Here is a 12,954-nt window from a genome sequence, read left to right on the forward strand (position 1 = left end):
TCCGCGAATGTGACGAACGACTCAGGGAGATCGTTCCCCGCAGGTCAGCGGGTTCAGCGGCGGGGCGCCAACGCCCTCCAGGCCACGGTGACTTCCCCCTGGCGCCAGCGCGCCGGGCCGTCGGTGACCGGCCAGTCCACCGCGAGGCCGCGGACGGTGCGTATCCAGCGCTGGCGCGCGCCGTACGAGGCGTAGGGCGCGGCCGCGGCCCAGGCGCGGTCGAAGTCGCGCAGAAAGGCATGCACGGGCTCGCCCGGGACGTTGCGGTGTATGAGCGCCTTCGGCAGCCGCTCGGCCAGGTCGGACGGCCGGTCCAGGGAGCCGAGCCGGGTGGCGAAGGTGACCGTGCGCGGGCCCTCGGGGCCGAGGGCGACCCACACATGACGGCGGCCGATCTCGTCGCACGTGCCCTCGACGAGCAGCCCGCCGCGCGATCCGGTCACCGGGTCGGCGGGGGCGAGCCGGGCGCACAGCCGTTCCCAGACGGCGGTGACCTCGCCCTCCTCGTACTGGCGCAGGACGTTCGCGGCCCGTATGAGGGACGGGCGGCCCGTCACGGGCACCTCGAAACCACCGTGCCGGAACAGCAGGCCCTCGCGGGTGTACGGCTGCGCGGCCGCGACCCGGGCGGGCTCTATCTCGACGCCCACCACACGGGTGCGGGGCGCGGCGGACCGCAGACGGTGGAGCAACTCGACCGCGGTCCACGGCGCGGCCCCGTAACCGAGGTCGACGGCCACGGGATCCGCCGTACGGCGAAGCTCCGCGCCGTGGACCGCGGCGATCCAGCGGTCCATCCGGCGCAGTCGGTTCGGGTTGGTGGTCCCGCGCGTCACCGTACCCACGGGGCGGGACAGGGCGCGGGCTGGCATGGATACGAGAGTAAGCGGCCATGGAGCGGGACGGGCCGGCCTGTGGACAACGGCTCATCTGTGGACGACGGCCTGTCTGGGGACAACGGCCCGTCTGCGGACGAGGGGCGGCCGGGGGCGGCGGGCGGCCGGGCGACGAGGATCCCGCCGCCCCAGCGCGCGGGGCCGACGGCCGCACCGCCCGCCGGTGTGCGGACCGTCCGGAACGCCCCACCTTCCACCGGTCACCTGGTGATCTGCATCACTCTTGTCCATGCCACCTGTGATGTCCACCGGCCCGGCTCCGCTGGGGAAATGGGCCACCCTGTGACGGGTGTGCCCCACGTGACTTTCTTCTGTGGCCTTTCCGGGCCTTCTGTGGGGTGGAATTCGTCGTGAGTCGTCGTACGTCGCATGCGTACAAACCGCTGAGCCTGAAACGACGGGCGTGGCTGACACTCGGTGCGGTGGTGCTGGGAGGCGGCGGGGTCGTGACCTATGCCGTCGCCAGCCCCTCCGGCGACCCCGGCGCGTCGGGCCGGGCCAAGCGCCCGGTGAAGGTGTACGACCTCGCGCTGCACGGAGCATCGGCCGACAAGCGGGAACTGCCGCGCACGGACACCCGGCAGTTCTCCATGCTCGGCGTTTCCTGGACGGGTGCCGCCGAGCGGCTCGACGGCAGGGCGCAGGTGCGCACACGCAGCCTCGAAACCGGCGAGTGGAGCGCCTGGCACGACCTCGAACTGGACGTTGATCCGCTGGAGAAGCCCGACGCGCGTGTGCGCGGCGCCTCCGAGCCGCTGTGGGTCGGCTCCTCCGACGGCGTCCAGGTGCAGGTGCTCCGCAAGAACGGCACCACCAGGTCGCTGCCCAAGGGACTCGAGGTCAACCTGGTCGACCCGGGCGTGGTGACCGCCGCCGAGACCAAGGCGACCGGCGCCCCCGGCGAACCGGCCGGCTTCGTCGCCGCGACGAGCACCGACACCGCGAGCGCCTCGCCCACCGACAGCACCGGCGTCACCCCGACGGACACCACGGTTCCCGCCCCCACCGACACCACGGCTCCCGCCCCGACGGACACCACATCGCCGGCACCGACCGACTCGGGATCCGCCTCGCCCTCGACGAGCCCGGCCCCCACCGTGCCGCCCGCCCCGCCGTCCACCGTCCCCGAGCCGCCGATCACCTCGCGCGCCGACTGGGGCGCGGACGAGTCGATCAGTCCCGACGCGCCGGAGTACAACGCGGATGTGAAGGCCGTCTTCGTCCACCACACCGACGGGGCCAACGACTACTCCTGCGCCGACTCGGCCTCCATCGTGCGGGGCATCTACGCGTACCACGTGCAGGTCAACGGCTGGAAGGACATCGGCTACAACTTCCTCGTCGACAAGTGCGGCACCCTCTTCGAGGGCCGCAAGGGCGGTGTCGACCTGCCCGTGCTCGGCGCCCACACCTACGGCTGGAACCGGGAGTCCGCGGGCATCGCGGTGCTCGGCAACTACACCTCCACCAGCGCCTCCAACGCCGCGCTGACCTCGATCGCCCGCCTGGCCGCCTGGAAGCTCGGCCAGTACGGCGCCGACCCGGCCGGCACCACCCAGCTCACCGCGGGTGCCACCCAGACGAACTACTTCGGCACCGGCTTCACCGCGGGCAGCACCTACACCTTCCAGCGGATCTCCGGCCACCGTAACGGCTACAACACCCAGTGCCCCGGCAGCTCCCTCTACGCCCAGCTGCCGACCGTCCGCGCCTGGGCGTCCGGCCCCGTCCAGGGACTGAAGGTCGCTTCGGTCGGCGGTGCGGGCCTTTCGGGCTCGACGTACTACACCAAGGGCGCCATCACCGTGGCCTGGACGGCCACCACGCCGGCCTCGCTCATCTCCGGCTACGAACTCCTCGTCGACGGCCGGACCGTCGCCACCACCTCGGGCACCGCCACCTCCGCCGGCACCACGCTGGCGCTGGGCAGCCACACCGTCGCCGTACGGGCCGTGCACCAGTCCGGCAAGACCGCCACCAGCGCCGCCGTGAACGTCGTCGCGGAGACGACCGCGCCGGCCTTCACCACCACACCGAAGCTCTCCCTGCGCACCGGCACCGTCAACACCAGCGCCGTACCGGTCACCCTCGGCTGGAAGGCCACCGACAACGCCGCCCTGCGCTACGTGAAGCTGCTGACCCCGACCACGGCCACCTTCGGCCCGACCGTCACCAGCTCCAGCCGCACCGCCGCCTCCGGCACCGCCGCCACCTGGTCGATGCGCGCCTACGACTACGCCGGCAACTACAGCACGTCCTCCCCGGCGTACACCCCCGTGATCCTGCAGGAGAGCGCCGCCACCAAGTACGGCAGCTGGACCGCCCGGTCCTCCACCAGCTACCTCGGCGGCCAGTCCTACTCCAGCGGCTCCCCTGGCGCCAGCCTCACCTGGACCTTCACCGGCCGCTCCGCCGCGTGGGTGGTCTCGCGTGCCTCCAGCTCCGGTCAGGCGTACGTCTACGTCGACGGCACCAAGGTCGCCACGGTCGACCTGAAGTCCTCGACCACCCTGTACCGGCAGGCGATCTGGACCAGGACCTGGTCCGGCAGCGCGACGCACACCGTGAAGATCGTCGTGGTCGGCACCGCCGGCCGCCCCACCGTCACCACCGACGGCCTCGTCTACATCAAGTGACCCCCGCCCCACGCTGACCCCGGCGACCGGCCCCCTGCCTGCGGAGAACCCCAGGGCAGGGGGCCGGTCCCGTGACGGCGACGGCCCGCGGGGGCCGTGGTCCTGGCGCCGTTGCCCGAAGGCGCATCTGAGTAGCCATGCTCATGTGCAGTGCCCGCCACGACGGCATGCTGAGTGACACGGGAATGACCGACCGTCCCCCGCAAGGACAACGGTGGTGGGTATGAGGCACGGGAACGGGCCGTCGACCGCCCAGCAGATGGGCGTCAGCGCGGCGCTGCTCGTCATCGACCTGATGATCATCGCCTGGCTGTGGTTCCGCTACGGGATGACCGGCTGGGCCGACAGCTACGACAGCGACAATCCGCCCGGCGCGCCCAGGGTGGCCTTGCAGGGAATGTGGGTCCTGGCCATCGGCGCGGTCGTCACGGGCGGTGGCCTCCTCGTCCTGCGGTGGCGCATTCCGGGCATCGTGCAGTTGGTCGTCCTGGGAGCCGGAGCAGGACTGCTCGCCTCCTCCGCCGCCGGTGAGTGACACTGGGGGACGCTGAGTGACGCGCACCGGCCTGGCCTCGCCGAGCCTGCCGTCATGGGCTCGTGGAGTTCAGCAGAGGTCGTCCGGTTCGTAGACCATGCTGTGGACGCCGGCGCCCGCTGCCAGGACGGCCACATCCGCTGCGGTCTCCTGACCTTCGGGCGACCGGAACGCCTCCCGCAGGGAGCTGATGTCATCGAAGTCCAACTCGGCGACGAGAAGGAGGAACCGCGCAGTCGTTGCCATCCCCTCTCCCTCCCGCGGCGGGCGGCCACGACCGACCCCCTGCCGCGCCTCCATCACCACAGGAACCGGTCGGCCGCCGTCAGGCGAACCGCCCGACCTCACCCGCTTCCTCGGCGAGCCGGTCACGGGACCATCCGCGGGCCTCCCGGAACTCCCGCACTCGCTGGGCGAGCACACGGAGCATGGTCGCCGGGACGCGCTGGGTGATGGCCTGCCGTGTGTCGTGATCCCGACGGCGGTCGAGGCGAGCGGGCATGGTGTCCCCGGTCAGCCGCTCTGCCGCCCGGACCGCGAACTCTCACTCACCGGTGAGTCGTCCGGCCGGTCAGCGCGACTGGCCGCCGCCCGTAGCGCGTTCTTGTGCAGCTCCTCGCGGAGATCCGGATCATGCATCACCAGATACACCAGTGGGCAGTCCTGCGGACCGGTCACATCCAGCTGGCACAAGGTGCACGGCTGACCGGGCCGCAACGGGCACCGCGCGTCCGGGCGCCGATGCGCATCCCTCACCTTGATCACGCTCCGCTCGGGCCCCGCACCGCCGTAGGCCGGCGGCGGGCCACTTTCACTGTCTCCGCCCCACGCCACCGCCGGCTACCGCCGTCCGTCCCGACCTCGGAGGGCCGTCGGCCCGACGCAAGCCCTCGCTGTCCGGATCCGCCCCCGGCCGGCTCACCCGTGCCTTGGAGGCGCCCCTGATCGCGGTCACCGCCAGGCGCTGACCCGGCGAGGACCGTCCGAACGGTGGCGATACGGCGGTGGTACCCCTGCGGATCACGGCCGAGGGGTACCACCGCGAGCGGTTACGGGAGGCTGACGTGGCCGCCCTTCATCTTCCACAGGTAGTACTTCTCGAACGCGAGCTTGAACGCGTGGTTCTGCGGCCCCGGGATCAGCACACCGTGGTTGCGCGGCGGCAGCATCTTGTCCGCGAGGATCAGCACACCGTTGTTGCCGGCGTCCATCACGCACACCGCCGGGATGTCACCGAAACTCTTGTGGCTGGCCGGCTGCTCGCCACGGATCTGCGCGGCGACGTTACGGGCCGCGACATGCGCCATCTGCTCGGTCGGCAGGCCCGTCTTCGGCACGCCGACCGGGGTCGGGGTCGTCCACGGTGCCTGTACCGCCGCGGCCAGGCCGACCGCGTAGATGTCGTCATACCGCTGGCTCTGGTACGTGTCGCGGACCTCGACGTACCCGCCGCCGTTGGTCAGCCCGTCCGTGCGGCGCAGGAAGTCCTGCCCGGCGAACGGCGGGACGATCATCGCGAACTTGTACGGGATCTTCTCCCCGCCGCTGGTCACGATCGCGCCGTCATCGACGGTGGCCATCGCCGTGTCGGTCCGGAACGCGATGTTCTCCTTGCGGAGGAACATCCCCAGAAGCTGCTCGCCGTGCGGCAGACCGCCGATGCCGAAGTGCCCGAGGAACGGCTCCGCCGTCACGTACGTGATCGACGCCTTCTTCTTCAGGCCCGCCTTGCGCAGCTGGTAGGACGTGTTGAACAGGAACTCGTACGCGGCGCCGAAACAGCTGGCCCCCTGGGTAGCGCCGATGACGATGTCACCGGGCTCCTCGCGGAAACGCCGCCACGCCTCACCGGTGCGCACCGCGCCGTCCAGCGAGGTGATCCAGTGCGAGTTGTCTCGCAGTCCTTCGACCGCGTCCAGGTTCTCCCGAGTCCCTGTCGCGATGATCAGGTAGTCGTACCGCTCCACCCGCCCCGAGACGGTCCGGACCGACTTCGCGACCGGGTCGATCAGGTCGGCGGCGTCCTGGACGAACTCGACCCCGGCCGCCTCGAACGTGGGGGCGACCGGAAACGTGATGTCCTCGGGGGTTCGCTTGCCGAACGGCAACCAGATCAACGACGGGTTGAACAGGAACCGGTCCCGGTCACTGATCACCGTCACGTCCACATCGCCGTGCAACTCGTGCTTCACCGCGATCGCGGCAGTCAAACCGCCGAAATTCCCGCCCAGAACGACTACCTTGGCGCGCATTGCCCCTCCTTGGGTCACCTCAACGATAGCTATGGGGTACAGCCGGAAATAGGGCCGAACGTCCGGACACCCCGTGCCGACTCACCCATCGGACCTGAGCCGATGGACACCCCCGTCGGAGCGCAGGCCATAGGCCGAGGCGGCCTCGGTGGGCACCTGGTCGTCCGTTTGAAGCGGCCCGGCCACCGTTCCCTGCTGCTTCTGCTACGAGGGGGGCGGGCCGGAAAGGCTCTGCGCAGGATGCCGGCGGTGTTCGACTCCGTGCCGTCGGCCTGATCCATTCGACGCGGACGCCTCATGGGGCTCGACGGCCGACCCGGCCACTACGACGGGACACGGCCTGTGTCAGCGGCCGGTCGTGGGGTGCCGTGGAACACCTGGGCGATGTGCCAGGCACGGTGGGCTGCCGCGACGGGGCGTGCGCCGGGCTGCGGGCCGACGAGTGGACGGCCCGCGAGGGCTATGACGTGCGCACGGGCGGCGGGGCTGTGGCCGACGAAGCGCTGTGAGACGAGGATGCGGTGGCCGTCGCCGATGCCGAGGACACCCTTGTCGAAGAGTTTGTGGTGCAGGGAGCACAGACACAGACCGTTGTCGACGTCGTCCGGGCCGTCGAACGCCCACCAACGAACGTGCGCGGCTTCCAGCCCGACGGGCACCGCGCCGACCCTGCCGTCGTAGCCGCAGAAGGCGCACCGGTACTCGTACGCGGTCAGCACCAGCTCGCGCATCTGCCGGTCCCGTTGTCTGCGCACCCTCAACAGCGGCTCGGCCTGCGTCGGTTCCAGATCCAGGCCGACGGCTTCGCACAGTTCGCCGTGGAGCGAGGGCGGGAAATGCAGATCGAGCAGCAACCGCGCCATCCTGCCCAGCAGCGGTGGTTCGCGGCGGAGTGCCGCCCTGAGTTCCGGCACGAGCCGTCCGGCGGCACCCGTCTCCCGGAGATCCCGTACCCCGCTTCCCGGACTGCCCGGCCCGCGGGTGGTGCGCACCTCCCACACACCGTCGCCGACCAAGTGGTGGAACGGGTAGGCGGGTGACGTCCTGTTCGGCGGGCCGTACTCGGTCAGCAGCCGTTGCAGGTCCTCCTCCACCGCGCTGTACCGCAGCTCGCCGTCGGCGTCTTCCTGGAACCGGCCCAGGGCGTACAGGAGCAGCAGCGGCTTGTGCGGGGCGCGCGTCCCGCTCCTGGTCCACTGCCTCAGCTTGGCGGTGCGCTCGAGCCAGTCCATGGCCGGTGATCGTATGACGTTCCACGGCCCGCGGGCGTGCCCTCGATGCGTTGCGCCCGCAGGTCCGGCCGAGTACGGCGGCCTGTCTCCGCGTTCGATCCGAGCGCGGCCCTGCGGCGCCGCCGCGTGGCCGAGATGAGTGTGCCGGGCCGTGCATGAGCGTCGGCGTCCAGTGCTGTTGATCTCACCCTTGGCACCGCCCCGCAGGAGGGAGCGCACCACGGCGGCGTCCCGGCGGCAGCAGCGTCGTCCGGATCCGTCCGTCGGCACGCTGTCCGGGGGCGGGCCGGGGCGGCGATCGACTGTTCGTCCGCTCCGGCCTCGGGCTCAGACGGCGGTGAGGACGGCGCGCAGCCGCTCGTCCTCGCGGATGATGCTGTTCGCGACGCCTGAGCCGACGATGCGCCGGTCCCCCTCGGCGAGTTCGGTGACGCGCAGGCGCTGTCGGGTGCTCAGGGCGGTGGCACCGAGGGCTTGGAGGGCTTCGCAGGCGCCGGAGACGTCCGCTCCGGTTTCGGCGGAGTGGAGGGTGGCTTCGGCGAGTCGCCTGAGGTCGACGACGTCGGGGTCGGTGATGGCGAGCAGGGCGAGGGCGGCGGCCGGGGCCTTTTCGGGGTCGGCGAGCAGTTGTTCCAGCCGGGGGATCAGGGGCCGGGCGGCCGCGCCGAGGAGGGCCGTGGCGCGGATGGCGCGGACGACGGTCCACCGGTACCAGAGCTGGTTGCCAGTGGTGCGGTCGAGGACGGAGGCCAGGATCGTGACGGCTTCCTCGGCGTCGCCGCCGATCTGCCACAGGGCAGTGGCGATCGCGACGTCGCGGTCCAGTTGCGGGGTGGTCGGCTCGGCGTCCTCGCTGACGGCGGCCCTCAGGGCGGGGAGCAGTCCGGCGGCTGTCGAGCCCAGGGCGGCGGCGGCCTGGGCGGCCTCGGCGACCTCGCGCGGGCCGGCGGCGAGCGCCTTGGCGACGGCGTCGAGCAGGACGTCGGTCTCGCCGGTGAGGTCGTGGTGGGCCCGCGCCACCATCAGCGACCCGGCGGCGGCCCGCAGCACGGCGCCGGCCTGCTCGCGCTCGGCCTTTCGGCCGGTAGCTGCAACGGCGGTGATGGCCGTGGCCGCGTACTGGAAGCGGGGCAGCACGGCGTACAGCTCGGGCAAGGCGGCGGCGGCCTGCGGGCCCCACTGGCGCAGCAGGTGGACCAGGTCGGCGGTCTCGTTGTTGCCGAGCCCGTCCGCGGCCAGGCGCGCGCGAACGGCGGCGAGCAGGGCCGGGTCGAAGGGGAAGGCGGGGGCCTGGAAGTCGCCTGCGGCGTCGAGCGCGCGGGGGCGCCGGTCGAGGTCTCGGGCCAGCAGCGGGGCGGCCTGTCGGGGCGCGACCCGGACGAGCACGGCCAATGCCCGGTCAGCCGCCTCGTCGTCGGGCTCGGCGGCGAGTTCGGCGAGGACGGGCGCGGCCTCGGCGGCGGCCGGGCCGAGCTTCCCGAGCAGGGCTGACGCCGGGTACTCGGCGGCGAGTGGAGCGATGGCCGGGACGAGCCGCTGGGGGGCGCTGCGGGAGAGGTAGCAGGCGTGGTCGGCCGCGGAGAGCGCCTCGGCCCGCACGTCGGGGCGGGCGTCGCGCAGGGCGGCGTCCAGCAGGGTGAAGGCGGCCTCGCGGTCTGCCTCGGTCTCGCGGCGCAGCAGGCTGTCGACGATCGCGTGCAGCGGCTCGCGGTGGTGCATGCTGTACCGGTCGACGGCGAGTTCGCGGGCAGGCAGCAGGTCGAGCGCGGTCTCGTGGTGGGCGCCGGTCCACGGCTCCCCGGCGGCCAGGGCGACGAGGAGCGCGGCCAGTCGCAGTGGCGCGGGCGTGTCCGCGCCGAGCAGCGCGCGGGTCTCGACGGCGGCGCCGGAGAGGTCCACCCGGCCGAGGGCGACGAGCAGTTCGGCCCGGACGCGGGGATCGGCCTCGGCCGTCCACCGGCTCCGCAGGGCGACCGGGGCGGCCTCGGTATTCCGGGTGTGGCCGAGCGTCCAGGCGGTGAGCAGCCGCACGTTCACGTCTTCATGCGCCAGCAGCGTTGCCAGCACCGGTATTTGGGTGGCGACGGCGGCCCGTACGGCGCCCGGCGCGATCTCCCACTCGTCATCGCTCTCGGCCAGCCCGCCGAGCAGGCAGAGGACTTCGCTCGTCCCGGGCCGGGCGGCAGCGGCGATCCGGGCGAGGTACGGGACGGCGTCCACGCTGGCGGAGTACACCGTGCCCTGGTGGAGGATGCACGAGTACAGCTCAGAGATCGCTTCCTCGGCATCCCCGCCGCCCTCGGCGAGCGCGCGCAGCAGGCCGGGCAGGTCCTCGGCGGGGCCGTAGGCGTGCGAGACGGAGGCCCAGGGGTGGGCGTCGAGGCCGGCGAGGGCGTCAGCGAGATCCATGGGTGCGATCTTCGCAGCCGGGTCCGACAGGAAGCGCTCCGGCAGCAGTTCGAGGATCAGGGCCGGGATCGGCTCGCCGCTGACGACGAGTGGGAGGAACACGGGCTCGTCTTCTCCCCGGGTGTGGGCCAGCCGCTCGACAGGGCCAACGTCTGGCGCGCCCTCCGCCAGGCGCCGAGGACGTAGACGGGATCGACGCCGCCGAATGGACGCCTGGGGAGCTCCGGCACAGCTTCGTGTCCTTGCTGTCCGCTCGGGGTGTCCCGCTGGAGGAGTCTCCCGGCTCGTCGGCCACTCTGGTACGGCCGTCACCGATGAGGTCTACCGGAAGCAGCTCCGGCCCGTGATCCATGCCGGTGCCGTGGTCATGGACGCATCTTCGGCACTGATCACCATCGGCCGTAATCACGCAGCAAGTCAGACACTCACCGCGCCGTTCTCATGGCCCAGTCACTGCACCGGAGATCTGGCGCGCCAACTCCTCGACGACCTGGGGCACGACACGTTGGGCGCCCTCGTCTTGCAGCGCTTCGGCAAGTGCCTGATGGACCGCCGTGAACGGCTGTCCCGCATGTGAGGCGCGGGTCCGGTCCACCGCCCGCTCGATCTTCGCGAGATTGGCTGCAACGATCGGCATTGCCTTCTCGTACTCGCTGGGGTCTACGGCCATGGGTTCAGTCGATCAGCACCGACCGAACGGATCAAGACCGGCAGCAAGCCGTCCGTTCGTTCCTGTGGCCTTGCCGCACTGGCTGCTGGAGGTCGCGGTGAGCCCGGACACCTCGGTGAGAGGCACCGGGCAGCCCGATGCGTGCCTGCGCCACGGCCGAGGTCGCCGTGACCCTGCCGGGGGCGAGCGTCGTGGTGACCGCCGCTGGACGGCTCCCTGATACGTACCCGGCGCCGCACCGGTGCGGCGAACCTGACCGCCTGCCGTCACGACAAACTCACCGTCCACTCGCGGGCGGCCGGCCTCGGCGCGATCGCCGCGTAGCCGCGCCAGGCCAGGCGCTGCGCCGACACGCTTGGGTCTTCGGCGGGAGGGTTCGTCCAAACACAGGGGCCCGGGGTGGTGTCCGGGCGTCGAAGTTGTCCACAAGAGCTATGCTCGGATACTGGCTTTGCGCTAGGTTCCTGGCATGACTGGTGAGCGGGTACGGCAGCGGCGGCGGCTTCGCGGCTGGTCGCAGGCCGAGCTGGCGGCTGCGGCGGGGATGTCGCGGCAGTCGGTGGCGGCGGTGGAGGCGGGACGGCAGGTCCCGTCGGTGGAGGCTGCGCTGGGGCTGGCGGCTGCGCTGGACTGCACAGTGGAGGAACTGTTCGGGCGGGGTGGCGCACGCGCGGTGCTGCCGGTGCTGGCCGACGATGCCGAGCCCTCGCCGGGGGCGCCGCTTGTGGTGGCCCGGGTGGGTTCCACGCAGGTGTGGTCGCCGATATCGGAGCCGGACGCTTCCGGCTTCTGCCTGGCCGATGCCGTGTGGACGGCGGAGGGTCCGCAGCTGCTGGACGGTGCGAGCGGTGACGGGTTCGTGGTGGCGGGGTGCGAGCCTGCTCTGGGCATGGCGGCGATGGCCGCTCCCGGTAAGGGGGCCGCGCGGCTGGTCGTGGTGCATGCCTCCTCGGGCCGGTCCCTCGCCGCGCTCGCCGCGGGACGGGTGCACGCGGCGGTGGTGCACGGCCCGGCCGACGGCCTGCCGCCGGTGCCGGAGCCCGTGGCGCGGTGGGAGCTGGCCCGATGGCCGGTCGGCCTGGCCTACCGGGACTCCATGCCGTCGCTGGCCGAGGTGGGGTCGGGCCGGGTGCCGGTGGCGCACCGGGATGCCCAGGCCGCGTCCGAGCAGGCCCTGCACCGCGCGCTGGTGGCGGCCGGGGTACAGGAGCAGGTGGTGGGGCCGGTGGCGTCGGGGCATGTGGCGTCGGCACGGATGACGGCTGCGGGGCAGGTGGCTGCCGGGGTGACCACGGCCGCGGCGGCGTCGGCTGCGGGCCTGGATTTCACCGTGTTCGAGGAGCACGTGGTGCAGCTATGGGTGGACCGGCGGTTCACCGAGCACCCGGGAATGTCGACGTTGTTGCAGGTGTGGTGCTCGCCGCGGGTGAGTGCCCAGTTGCGCCGGCTGGGCGGATACACGCTGGCCGGCGCCGGAACAGAGGTGAACGAGTGAAGCGCGCCGGTGCAGGAATAGCCGGGCTGCTGGCCGCGGCCGTCACGCTGACGGGCTGTGGTACGGGCGAGGACGCGTCCGCGAAGGCGGATACGGGCAAGAACGGTACGAAGGTGGTGAAGGTCGCCGCCGCCTCGGATTTGAAGTTCGCTCTTGAGGATGTGCTGAAGGGCTTCCACAAGGACAATCCGGGCACGAAGGTGGAGGTCACCTACGGCTCGTCGGGGAACTTCGCCACCCAGCTGTCCAACGGCGCCCCCTTCGACGTGTTCCTGTCCGCCGACATCTCCTACCCGGACAAGCTGGCCAAGGCCGGGCTGACGGTGGAGGGCTCGCAGTTCGACTATGCGGTCGGACGGCTGGTCGTCTGGGCGGACAAGGGCAAGAAGTTCGGCATCGCCGCCGGGGGCCTGAAGAAGCTCACCGACCCCGGCATCCGCAAGGTGGCCATCGCCAACCCTGAGCACGCCCCCTACGGGCGCGCCGCGGTCGCCGCGCTCAAGAGCGCCGGGGTGTACGACGAGGTCAAGCCGAAGCTGGTGCTGGGCGACAACATCGCCCAGGCCGCCGAGTTCGTCACCTCCGGCAACGCCGACGCGGGCGTGATCGCCCTGTCGCTGTCGAAGGCCGGCCCGATGAAGGACAAGGGCGACATCGCCGAGGTCGGCCTGGCCTCCTACCCGCGCATCGACCAGGGTGGCGTGATCATGAAGAAGGCCGCCGATGTCGACGCCGCGAAGACGTTCACCGCCTATCTCGGCTCGGCGAAGGCCCGTGAGGTGCTGAAGGCGTACGGCTTCTACCTCCCCGGCCGGTAGGGAGCCGGGAA

The 12,954-nt window shown here is 72.0% G+C and carries 12 protein-coding genes and 1 pseudogene; 5 read left to right on the forward strand and 8 right to left on the reverse strand.

What is annotated here, in order from left to right:
• Window positions 1–53: 53 nt before the first annotated feature.
• Window positions 54–872, reverse strand: a complete 819-nt coding sequence (locus ACZ79I_RS21790; protein WP_471499163.1) for a class I SAM-dependent methyltransferase — start codon at window positions 870–872, stop codon at window positions 54–56.
• Between the two features lie 413 nt (window positions 873–1,285).
• On the opposite strand from ACZ79I_RS21790, the gene ACZ79I_RS21795 reads away from it, so the two are divergent.
• Together ACZ79I_RS21795 and ACZ79I_RS21800 are read left to right on the forward strand one after the other, a co-directional pair.
• Window positions 1,286–3,532, forward strand: coding sequence for a peptidoglycan recognition protein family protein (locus ACZ79I_RS21795; protein WP_471505129.1), 2,247 nt, complete (start codon window positions 1,286–1,288; stop codon window positions 3,530–3,532).
• Window positions 3,533–3,755: 223 nt separating this feature from the next.
• Window positions 3,756–4,067 (forward strand): DUF6234 family protein, encoded by a 312-nt coding sequence (locus tag ACZ79I_RS21800; protein ID WP_471499164.1) that lies wholly within the window; start codon window positions 3,756–3,758, stop codon window positions 4,065–4,067.
• Between the two features lie 69 nt (window positions 4,068–4,136).
• On the opposite strand, the gene ACZ79I_RS21805 is transcribed toward ACZ79I_RS21800, so the two are convergent.
• From ACZ79I_RS21805 to ACZ79I_RS21830, 6 genes are all read right to left on the reverse strand, one after another.
• Window positions 4,137–4,313: an EthD domain-containing protein gene (locus tag ACZ79I_RS21805; protein WP_471499165.1), complete on the reverse strand. Its 177-nt coding sequence runs from the start codon at window positions 4,311–4,313 to the stop codon at window positions 4,137–4,139.
• Between the two features lie 79 nt (window positions 4,314–4,392).
• Window positions 4,393–4,569 (reverse strand): helix-turn-helix domain-containing protein, encoded by a 177-nt coding sequence (locus tag ACZ79I_RS21810; RefSeq protein WP_471499166.1) that lies wholly within the window; start codon window positions 4,567–4,569, stop codon window positions 4,393–4,395.
• 11 nt (window positions 4,570–4,580) lie between these two features.
• A complete protein-coding gene (locus tag ACZ79I_RS21815; protein WP_471499167.1) occupies window positions 4,581–4,901 on the reverse strand; it encodes a DUF6767 domain-containing protein in 321 nt (106 codons plus the stop codon).
• A gap of 215 nt (window positions 4,902–5,116) precedes the next feature.
• Window positions 5,117–6,319 (reverse strand): NAD(P)/FAD-dependent oxidoreductase, encoded by a 1,203-nt coding sequence (locus ACZ79I_RS21820; protein WP_471499168.1) that lies wholly within the window; start codon window positions 6,317–6,319, stop codon window positions 5,117–5,119.
• Window positions 6,320–6,642: 323 nt separating this feature from the next.
• Entirely contained in the window at window positions 6,643–7,551 is a 909-nt protein-coding gene (locus ACZ79I_RS21825; protein ID WP_471499169.1) for a phosphorothioated DNA-binding restriction endonuclease, read from the reverse strand.
• Window positions 7,552–7,878: 327 nt separating this feature from the next.
• The gene (locus tag ACZ79I_RS21830) at window positions 7,879–10,062 is read right to left on the reverse strand and encodes a hypothetical protein (RefSeq protein ID WP_471499170.1); all 2,184 of its coding nucleotides are present in this window, start codon (window positions 10,060–10,062) and stop codon (window positions 7,879–7,881) included.
• On the opposite strand from ACZ79I_RS21830, the pseudogene ACZ79I_RS21835 reads away from it, so the two are divergent.
• Window positions 9,991–10,365, forward strand: a pseudogene (locus ACZ79I_RS21835) (tyrosine-type recombinase/integrase); the annotation flags it as partial. The gene ACZ79I_RS21830 and the pseudogene ACZ79I_RS21835 overlap by 72 nt on opposite strands.
• Before the next feature lie 34 nt (window positions 10,366–10,399).
• On the opposite strand, the gene ACZ79I_RS21840 reads toward ACZ79I_RS21835, so the two are convergent.
• Window positions 10,400–10,630, reverse strand: coding sequence for a hypothetical protein (locus ACZ79I_RS21840; RefSeq protein WP_471499171.1), 231 nt, complete (start codon window positions 10,628–10,630; stop codon window positions 10,400–10,402).
• A 469-nt stretch (window positions 10,631–11,099) separates the two neighbouring features.
• Between ACZ79I_RS21840 and ACZ79I_RS21845 the strand changes: the two genes are divergently transcribed.
• A complete protein-coding gene (locus ACZ79I_RS21845; RefSeq protein ID WP_471499172.1) occupies window positions 11,100–12,125 on the forward strand; it encodes a substrate-binding domain-containing protein in 1,026 nt (341 codons plus the stop codon).
• Window positions 12,122–12,943: a molybdate ABC transporter substrate-binding protein gene (modA, locus tag ACZ79I_RS21850; protein WP_471499173.1), complete on the forward strand. Its 822-nt coding sequence runs from the start codon at window positions 12,122–12,124 to the stop codon at window positions 12,941–12,943. The genes ACZ79I_RS21845 and modA overlap by 4 nt, the downstream gene beginning before the upstream one ends.
• Window positions 12,944–12,954 lie beyond the last annotated feature (11 nt).

The organism is Streptomyces sp. PSU-S4-23 (assembly GCF_055632315.1).